This is a genomic window from Rhodococcus sp. C26F (assembly GCF_053345925.1).
Window position 1 is genome coordinate 125,332 of the sequence record NZ_JBKFBA010000003.1, and the last position, 18,594, is coordinate 143,925.

Consider the following 18,594-nt stretch of genomic DNA (forward strand, 5'->3'; position numbering starts at 1 on the left):
CGAAAGGCGAACCCCGCCCGATGTCGCACGGCACCGTCGAAACCCCGTACACCGCAGCCGAGAACCGTTACGAGACGATTCCCTACCGTCGCTCGGGGCGGTCCGGGCTCGACCTACCGGCCTTCTCGTTCGGGCTGTGGCAGAAATTCGGCACCGACTACCCCTTCGAGACGCAGCGGGAGATCATCCTCCACGCCTTCGACCTCGGAATCACCCACTTCGACAACGCCGACCGGTACGGTCCGCCGCACCGTGCCGCGCAGAAGAACCTCGGCCGGATCCTCGGCAAGGACCTCGCGCCCTACCGGGACGAGATCATCCTGTCGACGAAGGCCGGCAACCCGATCGGTCCCGGTCCCTACCAGAAGGGCGGGTCGCGCAAGTCGCTGCTGGGCTCGCTCGAGCACAGCCTGCGTGACCTCGGCACCGACTACGTCGACATCTTCTACAGCCACAGCCCCGACCTGTCGACCCCACTCGAGGAGACCGTCGGGGCACTCGTCTCCGCCGTCGAGCAGGGGAAGGCGCTCTACGTCGGCATCTCGAACTACCAACCGGATCGTGCGCATGAGGCCGCGACACTTCTGCGGGAAGCCGGTGTCCCGCTGCTCGTCCACCAGCCGCGCTACTCGATCTTCGACCGCAGCATCGAGCAGAACGGTCTGCTCGACGCGGCCGAGCAGGACGGCTTCGGACTCGTCGTGTATTCGCCGCTCGCACAGGGACTTCTGACGGACAAGTATCTCGAGGCCATCCCGGACGGTGCGCGAGCGGTGGACAGTGCGTTCCTGTCTCCGGACGTGATCGACGAGACCTACCGGCAGCGCGTCACCGAACTCGACAAGCTCGCCCGGTCGCGTGGGCAGTCGCTGGCCCAGCTGGCGCTGCAGTGGGTGCTCCGGCAGCCCGCCGTGACCTCGGCGCTCGTCGGCGCGAGTTCGACCTGGCAGCTCGACCACAATCTCGAGGCGCTGAACTTCCCGCCGCTCACCGACGACGAGCTCGCCGTCATCGATGAATACGGCGTCCACGGCACCGGACTCGGTCTCTGACGTGACCGCGGACGCTTCGCCGGCGATCGATGTCGTCGAGGTGGACGAGGATATCCATCCGCTCGACGATCCGATCCGGCAGTCGCTGCGCGGAGTGCACACGCACTTCGCGCGCTGGTCGGGCCGCATCGGCGGTTACCACCCCGACGTCGCGGGGCACATCGGACATCCGGCGGTGATGACCGACGACGATTGGGTGCACCTGGCCGCGCTCGTAGGGCCGGCAGCCGAGGTGGCCGTGCGCGGACCGGGGCACACACCACCACCCGGCTGGGAGGTGCTCGGCTCGTTCGGGCTCGTCCAGATGGACGGGACGAACCTGGTCGTCGAACCCGATCCGGACCTCGTGGTCCTCGGCCCCACGGATGTCCCGGAGATCCTCGAACTCGTAGCCCGCACCCGGCCGGGACCGTATCTGCCGCGAACCGTCGAGATGGGCACCTATCTGGGTATCAGGGTGAACGGGCGTCTCGTCGCGATGGCGGGGGAGCGTCTGCATCCGCCGGGATGGACCGAGATCAGTGCCGTGTGCACGGACGCCGAGTTCCGGGGATGCGGATTCGGCACGCGCCTGGTCAAGGCTGTCGGTGCCGGTATCCGCGCACGCGGCGAGATCCCGTTCCTCCACGCGTCGGCCGCGAACACGACCGCCATCCGGCTATACGAGGACCTAGGATTCACGCTGCGCAAGCGATCCGTGCTGACCCGCGTGCGCACACCGACGGTGTAGCCGGGAGACGCGTGCTTTCATTCTCGTGTCGGGTTCGATCCGGTCGGCCGCGGGAGATGTCATGGAATCACCGGTAGCGACGTATGTCTCGGCGGTACGCAGCTTCGCGGAGTTGGTCCGTGCCGTGCCGATCGACCGCTGGGACGGCCCCGGCCTGGGTGAGTGGGACCTCCGAGCGCTGATCGGCCACACCTCGCGCTCGTTGACGACCGTCACGACCTATCTGGACGGTCCCGCCGACACCGAGGACCTCGCGAGCGCGGAGCAGTATTACGTCCACGTCAAGGAACTCACTTCGGTTCTCGGCGCGGAGGACATCGTCGAACGCGGACGCCGTGCCGGTGCCGACCTCGGCGGCAACCCGGTGGCGACGATCGACGCCCTGTCGACCGCGGTGATCGAGCGGCTCGGTGCCGGCGAGGATCGATTGATCAAGGTGATCGGAGACAAGGGGATCCGGTTGCACTCCTATCTGCCGACGCGCACCTTCGAGCTCGCCGTCCACGGTCTCGACATCGCGGCTGCCGCGGAGGTCCCCTTCACGCCTCCGGCCGATGTCCTCGAACATGCGACCCTGCTCGCCACGAGGATCGCGTTGGCGTTCGGTGACGGTACGACCGTGCTGCGGGCCCTGACCGGTCGGACGGGGCTGCCATGTGGTTATTCCGTCGTGTGAGCGGAGACGTTCAGCGCAGCCGGGACCGGAACATCCGATCCTCCAGCAACGCGAGCACGGATGCCGGGGAAGGCAATCGTGCGATCTCGTCGCGCAATTGCTCGGCACCGCGGCGGAGAGAGCGCGAGGACAGCGCGTCGAGGGCGATCCCTCCGATCTCCACCGAGGTTACGGTGACGGGATCGACCGTGGTCCCTGCGCCCAGCGCGACCAGCCGCCGGGCGTTGAGTTCCTGGTCCGCGCCCATCGGAAGCGCGACGACCGGAACGCCGTGGGTGAGCGCACCGATCACGCTGCCCGATCCGCCGTGATTGACGACGAGATCGACGTGCGGGAGCACGGTCGACTGCGGCACGAACCGCTCGATGTGGACGTTGCCGCCCGGTGAGGGCAGGGTGGCGGGGTCGACGTCGCGGCCGACGGTGACGAGCACGCGCGCAGGTAGTCGATGCAGCCCCCGGACGAGGCGGACGAAGAGATCACCGGACTCGGTGTTGAAGACGGTACCCAGCGTGACGTACACGCGGTGGGGCTTCTCGCCGCTACGAAGCCAGTCGATCGCAGGGTGTCCGTGGGATGCGAGCGACGGGCCCGGCCCTATCGAGACAGCTGTGGGAGGCAACGGGAAGTCGGGATCGCGGAACGACGGCGGGAACGGTGAGATGACGAGATCCCGTTTCAGGAAGGAGAACTCGGGATCCGAGGGGAGTCCGTGGGTCGCCCGTAGTCGTCCCAGTGGCTCACGGATGCGGTCGATCCGGGTGAGTGCTCCGGACGCGATGACGTCGACCACCACGCGGGGAACGGCGGCGTGTTCGGCCGCCGTCATCGCACCGAAGTCCATCTCGTCGCAGATCACCAGATCCGGATGCCAGCGGTCGATGACCTCGCGGACCAGGTCGAATCGTCGCGCCGCGAGCACACCGGCGAAGTGGGTGCCGATCACCGAGTACTCGTGGTCGAGGTCGGGAGGAGCGAGCGTGCCCGTGGACCGACCGGAAGGAGATGTCGTGTCCCCCTCGGGGAAGTGCGCGTCGAAGCCTTCGGTGCCTGCGAGGACGTCCGCCTCCCCGCACACGCCGAGACGGTGGCCGGCCCCGCGCAGGACGTCGGCGATCGGGAGCATGGGTGCGAGATGGCCGAGGCCGCCTGCGAACGAGAACAGGACGCGACGCACGGCCCGGCCTCGTGTACTGCCGGTCGTCGATCCGACTCGGTGCGCCATGGCCGAATTACACCGCTCCGCGCTCGTGTACGCGAATCGCCGACCGGGTGTGGCCCCGAGCGGTAACTGGTTCAATCGAGAGGCACGAGCAGCGGGCGACCCGGGAGAGAACCATCGCGATGACACGCCGACGCGGAATCAGACTGGCCGCGCGGGACGCGCTCCACGTCTTCGTGGGGGACACCGACCCCAAAGCTCCGCCGCCGACCATGGTGAGCTTCTACGTGTTCGACGCCCGGGGAGGCGAGGCCCCCATCCGCACACGTGGGGACGCCGTCACCTGGATCGGGGAGCGCCTGCATCGCACACCGGCGCTCACCCGACGCCTGCACCGCGTGCCGGCGAACCTCGACTTCCCGTACTGGGTCGAGACCGGCGTCGATCCGGACGATCACGTCCGGTACGAGACGATCGGACCGACCTCGCGCAGCGGGTTGCATCGGCTGCTCGCGTCGATGAAGGAACGCTGTCTCGATCTGTCCGCACCGCCGTGGGAAGTGCACGTCCTGACCGACATCCGCGGTGTCGAGGACCTTCCCGAGGGCGCCACCATCGTCGCGTTGCTCCTGCACCACTCGGTGACCGACGGGCTCGGAGCCGTCGAGATCGCTCGTGCACTGCTCGACGATCCGGCTGCCGCCCCTTCGACGGGAGGACGCGTCGTCGCCGTGCCGGGACCGGTCCGCGCGGCGGTCTCGCTGCCCTTCCGGTACGCGAGGATGCTCCCGGCTCTGGTCGCAGCACGTCGCGCTCGACGAGCACTGGGTGATCTCACCGCATCGGGGGAGATCACCGCCCCCCGGCCGCAGCGTCCCCGCACCCGCTTCGACACCGACGCCGGCGGCGCCTGGCAGCTCGGCGTCGTCCGTATGCCGTTGCCGGAGGTGCGTGCCGTCGCGCGCGCCACGGATACCTCGGTGAACGACGTGATCCTGACGGTCGTCTCGGGCGGACTACGCGCCTACCTCGCATCCTACGAGGAAATTCCCGCCGACTCACCGGCGGCGATCGTTCCGGGATCCCTCCGGGACGGAGCGGGAGCGGAGTCGGAGAACAAGGTCACGCTCATGTATGTCGACCTGCACCTCGATCGGGCTGATCCGCGCGAGCGACTCCGCCGAGTTCACGAGTCGGCCGCTCTCGAGAAACAGCGCATCCGGCGTCCGGAGTCGGCTGCCTGCGTTGCGGCGGTGGATGCATCGCCCGCGTTCGACCTGGCGATCTCGATCCGGCGAGCGCACCGCGGGCGGGTGGGGCCCACGGGAGACGTGGTGCCACTGGCCAACACCACCGTGACGAATGTGCCCCGCGGGCCGGTCGAGGGTCTCCGATTCGGTGACAGTCCCGTAATCGAGGCGATCGGTACTCCGATGCTCAACCGGAACTACGGTCTCGTCCACTCCGTGACATCGCTCGGCGAGGTTCTCACCTTGTCTTTTCTGGTCTCGGACTCCTGCATGCCCGACCCCGGGCAGTACGAGCGGCATCTCGCCGAGGCCTTCGCGGAACTGTCCCGGGAGTGCCTGCCTCCGGGCACCCGGACGGTTTTCGGTACCGGCCGCGATTCGACGCCGGACGGGCGCCTGGAAGAATGAACGACGTGACTGCGACGATCCTGGACGGCAAAGCAACCCGCGACGAAATCTTCGAGGACCTGAAGGTCCGCGTGGATGCGCTGAAGGACAAGGGCGTCACGCCCGGCCTCGGCACGATCCTCGTCGGCGACGATCCGGGATCCGCGGCCTACGTGCGCGGCAAGCACAACGACTGCGCGAAGGTCGGCATCACGTCGATCCGCAAGGATCTGCCCGCCGACATCACCCAGGAACAGCTGTTCGAGGCGATCGACGAGCTCAACGCCGATCCCGCCTGCACCGGCTACATCGTCCAGCTCCCGCTGCCGAAGCATCTCGACGAGAACGCGGCGCTCGAGCGCATGGATCCGGGCAAGGACGCCGACGGACTGCACCCGGTCAACCTCGGCCGGCTCGTGCTCGGCAAGGAGGCTCCGCTGCCCTGCACGCCGCGCGGCATCATCCACCTGCTGCGCCGCTACGACGTGGAGATCGCCGGCGCGCACGTGGTGGTGGTCGGTCGTGGCGTCACCGTCGGTCGCCCGATCGGTCTGCTGCTGACCCGTCGTTCGGAGAACGCGACGGTCACCCTCTGCCACACCGGCACCCGTGATCTCGCTGCAGAGGTGCGTCGCGCCGACATCATCGTCGCAGCCGCAGGTGTTCCCGGGCTGGTGACGGCGGACATGGTCAAGCCCGGCGCCGCTGTGCTGGACGTGGGTGTCTCCCGCACCGAGGACGGACTGCGCGGCGACGTCGCCGCGGACGTGCGCGAGGTCGCGGGCTTCGTGTCCCCGAACCCCGGTGGCGTCGGACCGCTCACCCGCGCCTTCCTGCTGACCAACGTCGTGGAGCGGGCCGAGCTGCTCGCGTCCCGATAAGCGGGTCGACGACCCCGGGAGACGAGATGGCTCAGGCTCTGCGATTCACGCGTCTGAACCTGCCGCTGCTCGCGGTCACCNTCGCGGCAGCGGTGATCCTGGTGATCGCCGATCGGTGGCGACGCGGAGCGTTCGTCTTCGGTGGCGCCACCATCCTCGCCGGCCTGTTCCGCTGGGCTCTCGACGAGGACAAGGTCGGTGTCCTCGCGGTACGCGGCAAGACGTTCGACGTCGCCTCGATGATGGTCGTCGGCGGAATCGTCGTGGCGCTCGCCGCGTCGATCGACCCGCTGGGAACCGACTAGCCCTCGGCGAGCTTCATCAGTTCGACGAGGAGCTTCGCGACCTCGTCGGCCTCGGTGAGGAATCCGTCGTGCCCGTCGCGGGAGACGAGCACTCGCAGGTCGTCCGACCCCGGGAGCAGATCGGCGATCTCCTGCTGCAGGCGCAGGGGGTACAGGCGGTCGGAGTCGACGCCGGCGACGATCGTCGGGACCGGGGTGGACGCGAGTGCGGCCTCGACGCCGCCGCGTCCGCGCCCGACGTCGTGCCGGTTCATCACGTCGGACAACACCACGTAGGTACCGGGATCGAAACGCGCGACGAGCTTGCGCGCCTGGTGCTCGAGATAGCTCTGCACGGCGTACCGGCCGCCGCGCCACGGGTCCTCGTCGTCCTGGGGGAGATTCCCGAAGCGCGTGTCGAGTTCGAGTTCGGTCCGGTAGGTGAGGTGCGCGATGGTCCGGGCGATGGCGAGTCCGGCTTCGGGACGCCGCCCCGTGCCGTAGTAGTCGCCGCCATGCCAGTCGGGGTCGGCCGTGATGGCAGCCATCTGCGCGGTCTGGGTGCCGATCTGGTCGGCGGTCGCGCGGGCACCGGTGGCGAGGACGAGCGACGCTCGCACCCGCTCCGGGTACGCGATGATCCACTCGAGGGTGCGCATGCCACCCATCGATCCGCCGGTCACGGCGGCGAGGACGTCGATGCCGAGCCTGTCGAGCAGCGCCACCTCGGCCGCCACCTGGTCGCGCACGGTGATCAGCGGGAAGCGGGATCCCCATGCCTTGCCGTCGGGTGCGGTGCTGCCGGGGCCGGTGGTGCCGCGGCACCCGCCGAGGATGTTCGTCGAGACCACGCACCAGCGGTCGGTGTCGATCGGAGCACCGGGGCCGACCATGCCCGACCACCAGCCGGGGGACGGATGGTCCGGTCCGGCGGGGCCGGTGACGTGCGAGTCGCCGGTGAGGGCGTGTTCGACGAGCACCACGTTGTCGCGGGCGGGGGACAGTTCGCCCCACCTCTGCACGGCGACGGTGACGTTCGGCAGCGTCTCGCCGCTCTCGAGCGCGAGATCGCCGATGTCGATGGTGTCGAGGCGTCCGTCCGCCGGGGGCAGTTCGACGCGACGCCGCTCGGTGCCCGCCGTCAAGAGATGACCGCCTCGAGGCTCGCGGTGGGCTGGCAGCGCCGGCTGCGGATGTCGGTCATCGTGTCCTTCCGGCGGTGATGGGAGGTGTGATCGTGGCTTGCGTGCGACAGCACATCATCATCTCAGTCCTCCCGACAACAGGCTTGTCGGTGGGGTTCCACCGACCGTGTCATCACCCGGAGCACCCCACCCCGGTCGGAGGGTTGCCGGCCAGCAAGCCGGGGCTTGACGCTGGCACTCATGACTTTCCCGGCAGTCTAGCGACTCTCCGTTGCAGGGTCTTGTGCACCCTCTGAACATCCCTGACCAGCAGGAAAGTTACCGGTCGGTAGGGCGTGGGGGTGGGACGAGGCGCTTTGCGGTCGTCGGCAATAGCAGTACGCTTGTCATGTTTGGCCGCGGTCCAGGACGTGGACACGGCCATGCTCGCTGCTCGCGAGCCGACGGCGACCGCACCCACAAAGTGCGGTCGATTGGGGACCTACAGAAACGTCCTAGGAGGACACGAAGCGCATATGTCCAAGATCAAGGTTGAAGGTAAGGTCGTCGAGCTCGACGGCGACGAGATGACCCGCATCATCTGGCAGTTCATCAAGGACAAGCTGATCCACCCGTACCTGGACGTGGATCTCGAGTACTACGACCTCGGCGTGGAGAACCGCGACGCCACCGACGACCAGGTGACGGTCGATGCGGCGAACGCCATCAAGAAGCACAACGTCGGCGTCAAGTGCGCCACCATCACCCCCGACGAAGCGCGTGTCGAGGAGTTCGGCCTGAAGAAGATGTGGCGGTCGCCCAACGGCACCATCCGTAACATCCTCGGCGGCACCATCTTCCGCGCGCCCATCATCATCTCGAACGTGCCGCGTCTGGTGCCGGGCTGGACCAAGCCCGTCATCGTCGGCCGTCACGCGTTCGGCGATCAGTACCGCGCCACCGACTTCAAGGTCGACCGCCCGGGCACCGTCACCATCACCTTCACGCCCGAGGACGGCAGCGAGCCGATCCAGCACGAGGTCTGCCAGATCCCCGAGGACGGCGGCGTCGTGATGGGTATGTACAACTACAAGAAGTCCATCCAGGACTTCGCGCGCGCCTCGCTCTCGTACGGCCTGCAGCGCAACTACCCGGTCTACCTGTCGACCAAGAACACGATCCTGAAGGCCTACGACGGCATGTTCAAGGACGAGTTCCAGCGGATCTACGAGGAAGAGTTCAAGGCGGAGTTCGACGCCGCCGGTCTCACCTACGAGCACCGCCTCATCGACGACATGGTCGCATCGTCCCTCAAGTGGGAGGGCGGCTACGTCTGGGCCTGCAAGAACTACGACGGCGACGTCCAGTCCGACACCGTCGCGCAGGGCTACGGCTCGCTGGGGCTGATGACCTCCGTCCTGATGACCCCGGATGGCAAGACCGTCGAGGCGGAGGCCGCACACGGCACCGTCACCCGGCACTACCGTCAGCACCAGCAGGGCAAGCCGACGTCGACCAACCCGATCGCGTCGATCTTCGCCTGGACCCGTGGCCTCGAGCACCGCGGCAAGCTGGACAACACCCCCGAGGTCATCGAGTTCGCGCAGCAGCTCGAGGACGTCGTCATCAAGACCGTCGAAGCCGGTCAGATGACCAAGGACCTCGCACTACTCGTCGGCCCCGAGCAGGGCTGGCTGACCACCGAGGAGTTCCTCGCCGCACTCGACGAGAACCTGCAGAAGGCTCGCGCCTGATCTTCCGCTCCGTTCTCGACAGCACGTACACGGGACGCCCCAATCGGGCGTCCCGTGTCGTGTTCCCGAGCACTCACGGCACCGGCTACCGTTTCGTGTACCACTGTCAGTCGCATCACCGTAGGGCCCGGGAGGAGGACGGCCGTGACCACCGCTGCCACCGACTCCGAAGCCCGCGGCGGAGCGCACGCCCGCCGGCGGTTCTGGACCCGGGTGTGGATGCTGATGTTCGGCTCGGCGCTGGCCTACCTGCCCGTCGCGCTCGCGCCGAGTCTGATCCACGCGATCGCCCGCCGCACCGACGAACTGGCCTACGACCGGTCTACGCCGGTGCGCAGCGGCGTGCTCACCACCCTCACGATGGGTGAGGCCGCCGCCGTCCTCGGGGTGCTCGCCGCCCTCGTCATCGCGCTCAATCTCATCGCGTGGTCGCTCGGACCGGCCATCGCCGCCGAGGGTTCGTCCCGATCGACCGAGGCGTTGCGCCTCGAACACCTCGAACTGTGTGGGTCGGTGTTCGGTGTCGGGGCGACGATGACCTTCGTCGCAGCGCTGCTCGACGGTCTCCCGCACTCCGTGGATCTGGCGGCGCTGCTGCTGTTCCCGGCGGTCTTCGTGATCGTGGTACTCAGCCAGGACCTGTTCCTCGCGACCCAACGCGGCGTCGGTGCCCGCCGTCGTCTGCGCCGGGAGGCGTCGCTGCTGCGCCGACGTGAATTGCTCGCCACGGCAGCGAGGCTGCGACCGGGCGACCCGCGGGTCGCCGGCCACCCCTTTGCGGCGCTCGCCGTCGAACTCGCGATCCTGGCCGTCGTCACGGTGGTGACGGGGCTCCTCATGATCGTGGTGTTCGACGACGAGTCGGGTTCCGGGCCCCTCCTGGATTCCTCGGACGTCCTCTTCGTGGTGGTCACGTCCGCGATCACGATGTTCACGGCCGTCGTCCTCGTGCTGTGGACGGTCCGCTGCTGGTTGCTCCGCCGATACGTCGGCGCCGTCCTGGCCGCGGCCCTGGGCGGCACCCTCTACGTCGTGGTCGGCGCGGGAATCGTGTGGGCGGCACTCGACGAGGACGCCGTCGCCGAGGCGATCGCCTCCGCCGCCGTCCTGTATGCCTGGATAATCCTGCCGGCCGCTGTCCTGCTCCTCGGCACCGTCGGGGTGGGCCGTCGGGGTCGCTTCCCGGGTGTCACCGCCGCCCTGCGCGCCGCGGTGCTGCGCGAGCGATACCGGGTGCGGCGCGCCGAGGTCGACGGTGGCCGGAGGAACGGTCGACCGGAGGGTTCCGTCCCGCCGCTCCGTCATCTGATCGTGCGGGCCCGCACCGTCGCCCGCGTCGCTACGGCGGACCGGACATGACGATGGGGACGTCCTCCTCGAAGGACGTCCCCATCGACCCACTCGTCTACCGGTGTGCGCCCACCGGTTCGGGCTCCGTTGCCCGCTGCCGCTCCGTCTGCTCGGTCAGCAGGTGGCCGAACAGACCCCCGGCGCGCAGCCATTCCCACTCGAGGGGAGTGTCGATCCGGCAGATCGCCGTGCCCTCCCACACGATCTCGCCCGCACGGCGGACCCGGACGGTGATCTCGGTGGTCGATCCGAGATCGGCCAGTCCGAGCAGGTCGATCTCCTCACTGCCGTCGAAGGTTTCCGGGGCAGGTCCCTGCCACTGGATCGGCAGGACGCCCATCGCGACCAGATTGGTGCGGTGGATGCGTTCGAAGCTGCGGGCGAGAACGGCGCGGATGCCGAGCAGCCGAGTGACCTTCGCAGCCCAGTCCCGCGCCGATCCGGCGCCGTAGAGTTCACCGGCGACCACCACGACCGGAGTGCCCTGCCGGCGGTGGTACTCGGCGGCCTCGTGGACGGGCACCGGCTCCTCGCCGGGTGCCGTGCGCGTCCAGCCACCCTGCTTCTCGGGCACGAGCAGGTTCGCGAGGCGGGTGTTGGCGAAGCCACCCCGGATCATGACGTCGTGATTGAGTCGCCGGGAGCTGAAGGTGCCCAGCGCCCGGTCGCTCACACCGCGCTCGCGGAGCCAACGCCCCGCTGCGGAGTCGGGCAGGACCCGTGCGACCGGCGAGATGTGGTCGGTGGTGACCGCATCGCCGAGGACCAGCAGGGGGCGGGCGGTCAGATCCCCGGTGAGGGTGGGAGACGTCAACTCCGGGTCGGTGAAGGGTGGCCGGCGGATGCTGCCGGCCTCCCCGTCCCAGCGGTAGTGCTCGCCGCGGGGGTACTCGAGTTCCTGCCAGCGCGCGGTGGTCAACTCCCGGTGCGCGTCGCGCCCGAGTGCGGTGGCCTCGTGCTCGGCCAGCAGCGCGTCGATCTCCTCGTCGGAGGGCCACAGGTCGGCGAGGGTGACGTCGGTGCCGTCCTCGGCCCGCCCGATCGGTTCGCTCGTCACGTCGATGCGGACGTTGCCGGCGAGGGCGTAGGCCACGACCATCGCGGGGGAGGCGAGGTAGGCGTGCGCGACGGCCGGATGGATACGTCCGGTGAAGTTGCGGTTGCCCGACAACACCGCCGCGAGCGCGGTGTCCTTCGCCCGGTCGCTTCCGGACAGGGCCGGGCTGAGCGGCCCGGAATTGCCCATGCACGTGCCGCATCCGAATCCCGCGACCTGGAAGCCGAGCCGGTCGAGGTGCTCCTGCAGACCCGCCGAGGCCAGCAGATCGGCGGNCGGCCGCCCGCGAGCCGGGCGTGAACGACGTCTTCGTCCAGGCCGGTGGACGCAGACCGGCCGCGACGGCGTTGCGCGCCAACAACCCCGCCGCGACCAGCGACCGAGGATTGGATGTGTTGGTGCAGCTGGTGATCGCGGCGATCGCGATGTCGCCGTTCCGTGGGGACACGGTGTCGCCGTCCCGGAGGGACGCAGTGTCGCCGTCCCGGAGGGACACAGTGTCACCGCCGAGCGGTCCGCTCTCGCCGCGGGAGGCCGGAACCTCGGCGGGCGACAAGGCGTCGTGGGGCCGGGACGGGCCGGCGAGGATGGTGGTGATGCTCCCGAGGTCGATCGACAGGCCGGTCTCGAACCGGGGTGCCGGGCTGCTCGGGGTGCGGAACAGGCCCTGGGCCCTCAGATACTGCTCGGCGAGACGGACACGCTCGGGGGAGCGGCCCGTCGCGGCCAGGTACTCGATCGTCCGGCGATCGGCGGGGAACCACGCCATCGTCGCCCCGTATTCGGGTGCCATGTTGGCAACGGTCGCGCGGTCGGGCACCGACAGTGCCTCCAGGCCCGGACCGTGGAACTCGACGACGGCGCCGACGACGTTCAGTGCGCGCAGCTTCTCGGCGAGGGTGAGGGCGAGATCGGAGGCGAACACCCCGGGGGCGAGACGTCCGGTGAGTTCGATGCCGACGACGCGGGGCACGCGGATCATGACCGCCTGCCCGAGAGCCGCGGCGGTGGCCTCGATGCCGCCGACGCCCCAGCCGGTGACGCCGAGTGCGTTGATCATCGTGGTGTGCGAGTCGGTGCCGACCAGGCTGTCCAACGCTGCGACGTGACGGCCCTCGGATTCGGTCGTGGTCACCACCGGCGCGAGGACCTCGAGGTTCAACTGGTGACAGATCCCGAGCCCCGGCGGCACGACCCGAAGACCGGGAAGCCGGTCCTGCGCCCAGCGCAGGAAGCGGTACCGATCGCGGTGACGCTCGTATTCCAGATCGATGTTGCGAAGTGCCGCTTCGGGATTCGCGTACTCGTCCACCTCGAGTGCGTGATCCACGACCAGGTCGAGGGGCAGCGCCGGTTCCAGTGCGGACGTGTCCAGCCCCTCGGCCCGGGCACGTTCGAGCAGGGTGATCATGTCGGCCAGCACCGGGATTCCGGAGGCGTCCTGGAACAGCACGCGACCCGGGAAGAACGGGATCGCGGCCGTCTCGTCGCGGCGGGTGACGGCGTGGACGTGCTCGGACAGCGCCTGCGGATGACCCTGGTGACGCAGGATTCCTTCGACGAGGGTCTTCAGCGACCACGGCAGGTCGGAGATCGATCCGGCGCCGTGCGCTTCGGCCTCGGCCAGGCTGTAGTAGTGCAGGGGAGTGCCGGCCTCGTCCGCGACCGGCAGAGCGGTCAGAGAGCGGAAGGGATCGGTCGTCATACCGCGCCTTCTTCCCGGAAGCGGGTGATCTGCTCGTCACTGAAACCGATCTCGCGGAGGATCTCGTCGGTGTGCTCTCCGAGCGTCGGCGGTGCAGTATCAGGACGGACCGCCTCACCGTCGACGTGCGTGGGCAGACCGAGGACCTGGACCGTGCCGGATCCGGCCGCCACGTCCAGTTCGGAGATCAACCCGCGGTGGCGGATCTGATCCGAGCGCAGCGCTTCCGACACCGGAGCGACGGGCGCAGCGGGAACGCCGGTGTCGAGCAGGATCTCGTCCCACTCGGCCGCCGTCTTCTCCTTGAGGGAGATCTCGAGTTCGTCGCGCAGGATCTCGCGGTTGCGCTTGCGGTCCTCGCGGGTGACGAAACGGGGGTCGGTGACGAGCTCCTCGCGGCCGAGCACCTTGCACAGGATCTCGTACTGTTCCTGCTTGTTCGCAGCGATGTTCAGGACGCCGTCGGCAGTCCGGAACGCGCCCGACGGCGCCGAGGTCATGTTCTCGTTGCCCATCGGCACCGGATCCTTGCCGGTCACCAGATGGTTGGAGACCACCCAGCCCATCGACGTGATGGCCGCGTCGAGCATCGACGTGTCCAGATACGCGCCCTGTCCGGTCTGTCGCTGGCGGACGATGGCGGCGCACACCGTCATGGCCGCGGCCATACCGCCGAAGCTGTCGCAGACGGGATAGCCGACGCGCAGCGGCGCGGATTCGGTGTCGCCGGTGACGCTCATGATGCCGGACAGTCCCTGGACCACCTGGTCGTAGGCGGGTCGGCTGCTCATCGGACCGGTGGCGCCGAATCCCGAGACAGCGCAGTAGATCAGCCGCGGATTGAGTTCGTGCAGACGTTCCCGGTCGAAGCCCAGGCGGGCGAGTACGCCCGGGCGGAAGTTCTCGAACAGCACGTCGGCGTCCGCGAGCAACTGCTCGAAGACCTTCTTGCCGCCCTCGGTCTTGAGGTTGACCGTGACCGAGCGCTTGCCGGCGTTCTGGGCGAGGAAGGACACCCCCATGTACTCGGCGCTGAGGTCGGGGTCGGCGCCGAGCTGGCGGGCCAGATCGCCGCTGCCGGCGGTCTCCACCTTGACGACATCCGCGCCGAGCAGGGCCAGTTGGTAGCCCGCGAAGGGTCCGGCCAGGACGTTGGTCATGTCGAGGACGCGCACGCCCTCGAGAAGGTTGGTGGTCACAGGAAGGCCTCCACGGTTCCGAGCCCGGCAGCACTGATCTGCCGGGCGGTGTCGGTTACGGCATCGACATAGGCGGCGACCCGGTCGGCGGTGAAGCGCGACGTGGGGCCACTGATCGACAGGGCTGCGATGACACGGCCGTCGGCGGACAGGATCGGCGCGGCGACCGCGGAAGCGCCCAGCTCCCGATCGCCGTGGGTGATGGCGTAACCCGCCTCCCGCGCTCCGGCGGCCTCGGACCTCAGGTCTGCCGTGCTCGTCGTGCCCTCCTGCTCGGCGAGAGCCTGAAGGACGTCGTCCGGGCAGCCACCGAGCAGGATCCGGCCGGCGGCGCCGACGACGAGCGGGTACTGCGCGCCCACCTGGACGACGCTGCGGACCGTCGTCGTGCCCTCGACCTGAGCGACGGAGAGTCGGTGCAGGTCCTGGCGGATGTAGATGTTGACGGTCTCTCCGCAGCGATCGCGCAGTTCCGTCATCGATCGCCGTGCCTCGGCACCGATCTCCCACATCGCATCGGCCAGACCGATCCAGCGCAGGAAGGCGGGGCCGACGCTGTAGGTCGTCGAGTCACCGCGGGTGGCGACGATCCCCTGCACGGTGAGGGTGCCCAGCAGGCGCACCACCGTCGACTTGGGGAGCCCGGTGATCCCGGCGAGTTCGCGCAGCGTCCGGATCGGGTGCTCGGCGTCGAATGCGTTGAGCAGATCGAACGCGCGGGCGACGCTCCGCACGCCGCCGTCGGCTCCGGTGACCGTCGATGCCTGTGTCATGCGAGTCACTCTAGGTCCACAGAACGGTTCGAACAATCCGCAGAATGGATCAAATGAGTGTTTTCCCAGGAAGACTCTCGGGACGTTCCGCTGAATGAGAGAAAGTGGTGAATTTGTTCCGTCTTGTGGAACTCCCGGTCGTGGGGTGAGCCACTCTCACGGCAGGCTCCTTCCACGGTGGAGCAGTGGCGTCGCCGGCGTCGGCTACGGTGACCCGGTGCCTCTCGTGATCACCACCGTGAACGTCAACGGCGTGCGCGCAGCCGCAGCCAAGGGTCTCGTCGACTGGCTCGCCTCGTCGGCCGCCGACATCGTGTGCCTGCAGGAGGTGCGGGCCACCGAGAAGCAGTTCCACGCCGCGATCGCCCCGGCACTGGAGGCCGGATGGCACTGTGTCGGCGCGGAGTCCTCGGCCAAGGGCCGCGCTGGGGTGGCGATCCTCTCGCGTGTACCGGCGGACGCCGTCCGCGTCGGATTCGACGTCGACGAGTTCGCCTCGGCCGGCCGCTACATCGAGGCCGACTTCGGCGACGTGACGGTGGGAAGCCTCTATCTGCCGACCGGTGAAGCACAGACGCCGAAGCAGGACGAGAAGGAACACTTCATGAAGAGCTTCGCGACCTACCTCGCCGAGCGGTACGCCGCGGTGGCGGCCGCAGGTCGCGACATGGTGGTGTGCGGCGACTGGAACATCGCCCCTACCGAGCGGGACATCAAGAACTGGAAGGGCAACGTCAAGAAGTCCGGCTTCCTGCCCGAGGAGCGCGCGTGGGTCGGCGACCTCCTCGAGGCCGGTTGGCGCGACGTGGTGCGCGACCTCCACGGCGACGTCGCGGGCCCCTATTCGTGGTGGTCGTACCGCGGCAAGGCATTCGACACCGACGCAGGCTGGCGCATCGACTACCACCTCGTGACCCCGGGCCTGGCGGCCCGCGCGAGCGAGGCCCGCGTCGAACGCGCAGCGAGCTACGACCAGCGCTGGTCCGACCATGCACCGGTGACCGTGACCTTCGATCGCTGACCGCTTCTGCGGATCGGCGCAGAAGTGCCCACCTCGGTCGCAGCGCGGCGTGGCCTGCGTGGAATCATCGACGGCATGTCGAGCACTGCAGAACAGAACGCCACGAAGCCGAAGGCCCGCCCCCGTGTGCTGTCCGGCATCCAGCCCACCTCGGATTCGTTCCACCTCGGGAACTTTCTCGGGGCGCTGGCGCAGTGGGTTCCGGCGCAGGACGAGAACGACGCCTTCTACTTCATCCCCGATCTGCACGCGATCACCGTTCCGCACGAGCCGAAGCTGCTGCGCAAGCGAGTGCTCGTCTCCGTGGCGCAGCTGCTCGCGATCGGTATCGATCCGGAGAAGTCCGTGCTGTTCGTGCAGAGCCAGGTGCCCGAGCACGCCGAGCTCGCCTGGGTCCTGAGCTGCATCACCGGTTTCGGTGAGGCCAGCCGGATGACGCAGTTCAAGGACAAGTCGGCCAAGCAGGGCACCGAGCACGCCGGCGTCGGCCTGTTCACCTATCCGATCCTCATGGCCGCCGACATCCTGCTCTACCGCGCGAGCCACGTGCCGGTGGGGGAGGACCAGCGTCAGCACCTCGAACTCACGCGAGATCTCGCGCAGCGCTTCAACTCCCGCTTCGGCAAGACCTTCGTCGTCCCCGAGCCGACGATCGTGAAGGAGACCGCGAAGATCTACGACCTGCAGGATCCGACGTCGAAGATGAGCAAGTCCGCGGCGACCGACGCGGGCCTGATCAATCTCCTCGACGATCCGAAGGTGTCGGCGAAGAAGATCCGCTCCGCGGTGACCGACAACGAGCGCGAAATCCGTTTCGACCGGGAGAACAAGCCCGGGGTGTCGAACCTGCTCACGATCCAGTCTGCGCTGTCGGGTCGCAGCGTCGACGAACTCGTCGCCGGCTACGAGGGCAAGGGTTACGGCGATCTGAAGGCCGACACCGCAGAGGTCCTCACCGAGTTCGTCACCCCGATCCGCACCAAGGTCGACGAGTACCTGGCCGACCCGGCCGAACTGAACCTCATTCTCGCGGGCGGCGCGGACCGCGCTCGCGAGGTCGCATCCCGCACCTTGGCGCAGGTCTATGACAAGGTGGGTTTCCTGCCGCGGACCTAGACGAAGGAGCACCCGGATGGCCGGCGAACCCGACGAGAAGCCGGGATTTCTCGAGCGTCAACGCGCGGCCCATCCGGTGCTCGACCGCATCCTCCGGGCCGGGGTTCGGTACCAGGAGAACAAGGGCGACTACTACGCGGCCGGTCTGACCTACTTCACGGTGCTGGCGATCGTCCCGATCATCATGGTCGTGTTCTCCCTGGCAGGTTTCGTGCTCGCCGGGCGGCCGGAACTGCTCGACCAGATCCGGCAGGTCATCTCCGAGAACATTCCCGGTCAGCTCGGCGGCACCGTGCAGAGCCTGATCGACTCGGCGATCGAATCCCGCGGCGCGGTCGGCCTGATCGGCCTGCTCACCGCCTCGTATGCCGGTCTGGGCTGGATCACGAATCTCCGCGAAGCCCTCACCGCCATGTGGGAGCACCCGCGCGACAAGGGCAACTTCTTCGTGGTGAAGCTGCGCGACGGGGGCGCACTTCTCAGTCTCGGACTCGCGATGACCGTGTCGTTGGGGCTCTCGGCGCTGAGCAGCGGGCCGATCGCACGCAGGATCGTCGAGCTGCTCAACATGGAGAATCTCGTCGGCATCGGCGTGGGTCTGCGAATTCTGGCTCTGGTGACGGCCACTGCCGCCACCGGTCTGGTGTTCACCTGGGTGATCGCTCGCCTGCCCCGCGAACCCGTTCCGTTCCGCAGCGCGCTCGTCGCGGGTGTGATCGCCGGGATCGGTTTCGAACTGCTCAAGCAGACGGGTTCGATCTACCTCGAACGTGTGCTCAACGGGCCGGCGGGCGTCGCCTTCGGCCCGATCCTCGGCATCCTCGTGTTCGGTAACCTCACGGCACGCCTGGTGCTCTTCTGCACCGCGTTCGCAGCGACGTCCCGAGCGAGCCTCGCACTCGCACACCATCCCGCGCCCACGGGGGCGGTCATCACGCCTCGCCTCGAGGTGCACGAGGGTCTCGACGCGCGCCGCGGCGCCGCACTCCTCGGTGCGGGCGTGGTCGGTGGACTCCTCGCCGGGCTGCGCTTCCGGAGGAAATGAGCGAACTCCCGGGGTGAAAACCCGGTTC

General features: G+C 68.6%; 16 protein-coding genes, 1 pseudogene and 1 riboswitch. Of the genes and pseudogenes, 11 read left to right on the top strand and 6 right to left on the bottom strand.

The window, feature by feature from the left end; genetic code table 11:
- The first annotated feature begins 20 nt into the window (after positions 1 to 20).
- The 3 genes from ACLBYD_RS05780 to ACLBYD_RS05790 all read left to right on the top strand — a co-directional run bounded on the left by ACLBYD_RS05780 (position 21) and on the right by ACLBYD_RS05790 (position 2,458).
- Entirely contained in the window at positions 21 to 1,052 is a 1,032-nt protein-coding gene (locus tag ACLBYD_RS05780) for an aldo/keto reductase (RefSeq protein ID WP_447815724.1), read from the top strand.
- Between the two features lies 1 nt (position 1,053).
- Positions 1,054 to 1,782: a GNAT family N-acetyltransferase gene (locus ACLBYD_RS05785; protein ID WP_447815725.1), complete on the top strand. Its 729-nt coding sequence runs from the start codon at positions 1,054 to 1,056 to the stop codon at positions 1,780 to 1,782.
- Positions 1,783 to 1,843: 61 nt separating this feature from the next.
- On the top strand, positions 1,844 to 2,458 hold the full coding sequence (locus ACLBYD_RS05790; protein ID WP_447815726.1) for a maleylpyruvate isomerase N-terminal domain-containing protein: 615 nt from the start codon (positions 1,844 to 1,846) through the stop codon (positions 2,456 to 2,458).
- 10 nt (positions 2,459 to 2,468) lie between these two features.
- Here the strand turns inward: ACLBYD_RS05790 and ACLBYD_RS05795 are convergent, their stop codons facing one another.
- The gene (locus ACLBYD_RS05795) at positions 2,469 to 3,683 is read right to left on the bottom strand and encodes a glycosyltransferase (RefSeq protein WP_447815727.1); all 1,215 of its coding nucleotides are present in this window, start codon (positions 3,681 to 3,683) and stop codon (positions 2,469 to 2,471) included.
- Positions 3,684 to 3,802: 119 nt separating this feature from the next.
- Between ACLBYD_RS05795 and ACLBYD_RS05800 the strand changes: the two genes are divergently transcribed.
- The 3 genes from ACLBYD_RS05800 to ACLBYD_RS05810 are packed head-to-tail and all read left to right on the top strand — an operon-like array spanning position 3,803 to position 6,443.
- The gene (locus ACLBYD_RS05800; RefSeq protein WP_447815728.1) at positions 3,803 to 5,278 is read left to right on the top strand and encodes a wax ester/triacylglycerol synthase domain-containing protein; all 1,476 of its coding nucleotides are present in this window, start codon (positions 3,803 to 3,805) and stop codon (positions 5,276 to 5,278) included.
- A gap of 5 nt (positions 5,279 to 5,283) precedes the next feature.
- Positions 5,284 to 6,138 (top strand): bifunctional methylenetetrahydrofolate dehydrogenase/methenyltetrahydrofolate cyclohydrolase, encoded by an 855-nt coding sequence (locus ACLBYD_RS05805; RefSeq protein WP_271036854.1) that lies wholly within the window; start codon positions 5,284 to 5,286, stop codon positions 6,136 to 6,138.
- Positions 6,139 to 6,164: 26 nt separating this feature from the next.
- Complete coding sequence (locus tag ACLBYD_RS05810) at positions 6,165 to 6,443, top strand: DUF3017 domain-containing protein (RefSeq protein ID WP_447815729.1); 279 nt, start codon at positions 6,165 to 6,167, stop codon at positions 6,441 to 6,443.
- Here the strand turns inward: ACLBYD_RS05810 and metX are convergent.
- Complete coding sequence (gene metX, locus ACLBYD_RS05815) at positions 6,440 to 7,567, bottom strand: homoserine O-acetyltransferase MetX (RefSeq protein ID WP_447815730.1); 1,128 nt, start codon at positions 7,565 to 7,567, stop codon at positions 6,440 to 6,442. The genes ACLBYD_RS05810 and metX overlap by 4 nt on opposite strands.
- Positions 7,568 to 7,701: 134 nt before the next feature.
- Positions 7,702 to 7,813, bottom strand: a riboswitch (SAM riboswitch).
- A 269-nt stretch (positions 7,814 to 8,082) separates the two neighbouring features.
- Here metX and ACLBYD_RS05820 point away from each other — a divergent pair.
- Entirely contained in the window at positions 8,083 to 9,300 is a 1,218-nt protein-coding gene (locus ACLBYD_RS05820; RefSeq protein ID WP_006550117.1) for an NADP-dependent isocitrate dehydrogenase, read from the top strand.
- A 144-nt stretch (positions 9,301 to 9,444) separates the two neighbouring features.
- Positions 9,445 to 10,659, top strand: coding sequence for a hypothetical protein (locus ACLBYD_RS05825; protein ID WP_447815731.1), 1,215 nt, complete (start codon positions 9,445 to 9,447; stop codon positions 10,657 to 10,659).
- Positions 10,660 to 10,705: 46 nt separating this feature from the next.
- Here the strand turns inward: ACLBYD_RS05825 and ACLBYD_RS05830 are convergent, their stop codons facing one another.
- From ACLBYD_RS05830 to ACLBYD_RS05845, 4 genes and pseudogenes are all read right to left on the bottom strand, one after another.
- Positions 10,706 to 12,094 (bottom strand): aconitase family protein, encoded by a 1,389-nt coding sequence (locus ACLBYD_RS05830; protein WP_447815864.1) that lies wholly within the window; start codon positions 12,092 to 12,094, stop codon positions 10,706 to 10,708.
- Positions 12,042 to 13,412: pseudogene (locus ACLBYD_RS05835) on the bottom strand (aconitase family protein); the annotation flags it as partial. The gene ACLBYD_RS05830 and the pseudogene ACLBYD_RS05835, both read right to left, overlap by 53 nt.
- On the bottom strand, positions 13,409 to 14,611 hold the full coding sequence (locus ACLBYD_RS05840; RefSeq protein ID WP_447815732.1) for a CaiB/BaiF CoA transferase family protein: 1,203 nt from the start codon (positions 14,609 to 14,611) through the stop codon (positions 13,409 to 13,411). The pseudogene ACLBYD_RS05835 and the gene ACLBYD_RS05840, both read right to left, overlap by 4 nt.
- Positions 14,608 to 15,384: an IclR family transcriptional regulator gene (locus tag ACLBYD_RS05845; RefSeq protein ID WP_447815733.1), complete on the bottom strand. Its 777-nt coding sequence runs from the start codon at positions 15,382 to 15,384 to the stop codon at positions 14,608 to 14,610. The genes ACLBYD_RS05840 and ACLBYD_RS05845 overlap by 4 nt, the downstream gene beginning before the upstream one ends.
- A gap of 217 nt (positions 15,385 to 15,601) precedes the next feature.
- Here ACLBYD_RS05845 and ACLBYD_RS05850 point away from each other — a divergent pair, with 217 nt between their 5' ends.
- The 3 genes from ACLBYD_RS05850 (at position 15,602) to ACLBYD_RS05860 (ending at position 18,566) form a co-directional block, all read left to right on the top strand.
- The gene (locus ACLBYD_RS05850) at positions 15,602 to 16,405 is read left to right on the top strand and encodes an exodeoxyribonuclease III (RefSeq protein ID WP_447815734.1); all 804 of its coding nucleotides are present in this window, start codon (positions 15,602 to 15,604) and stop codon (positions 16,403 to 16,405) included.
- 75 nt (positions 16,406 to 16,480) lie between these two features.
- Positions 16,481 to 17,521, top strand: a complete 1,041-nt coding sequence (trpS, locus tag ACLBYD_RS05855) for a tryptophan--tRNA ligase (RefSeq protein ID WP_447815735.1) — start codon at positions 16,481 to 16,483, stop codon at positions 17,519 to 17,521.
- 16 nt (positions 17,522 to 17,537) lie between these two features.
- A complete protein-coding gene (locus ACLBYD_RS05860) occupies positions 17,538 to 18,566 on the top strand; it encodes a YhjD/YihY/BrkB family envelope integrity protein (RefSeq protein WP_447815736.1) in 1,029 nt (342 codons plus the stop codon).
- The last annotated feature ends 28 nt before the right edge of the window (positions 18,567 to 18,594 follow it).

Excerpts from the sequence above, each read along its gene's own strand:
- ACLBYD_RS05780 (WP_447815724.1), top strand. The coding sequence starts at position 21 with ATGTCGCACGGCACCGTCGAAACCCCGTACACCGCAGCCGAGAACCGT.
- ACLBYD_RS05790 (WP_447815726.1), top strand. The coding sequence starts at position 1,844 with ATGGAATCACCGGTAGCGACGTATGTCTCGGCGGTACGCAGCTTCGCG.
- ACLBYD_RS05795 (WP_447815727.1), bottom strand. The coding sequence starts at position 3,683 with ATGGCGCACCGAGTCGGATCGACGACCGGCAGTACACGAGGCCGGGCC.
- ACLBYD_RS05800 (WP_447815728.1), top strand. The coding sequence starts at position 3,803 with ATGACACGCCGACGCGGAATCAGACTGGCCGCGCGGGACGCGCTCCAC.
- ACLBYD_RS05820 (WP_006550117.1), top strand. The coding sequence starts at position 8,083 with ATGTCCAAGATCAAGGTTGAAGGTAAGGTCGTCGAGCTCGACGGCGAC.
- ACLBYD_RS05845 (WP_447815733.1), bottom strand. The coding sequence starts at position 15,384 with ATGACACAGGCATCGACGGTCACCGGAGCCGACGGCGGCGTGCGGAGC.
- trpS (WP_447815735.1), top strand. The coding sequence starts at position 16,481 with ATGTCGAGCACTGCAGAACAGAACGCCACGAAGCCGAAGGCCCGCCCC.
- ACLBYD_RS05860 (WP_447815736.1), top strand. The coding sequence starts at position 17,538 with ATGGCCGGCGAACCCGACGAGAAGCCGGGATTTCTCGAGCGTCAACGC.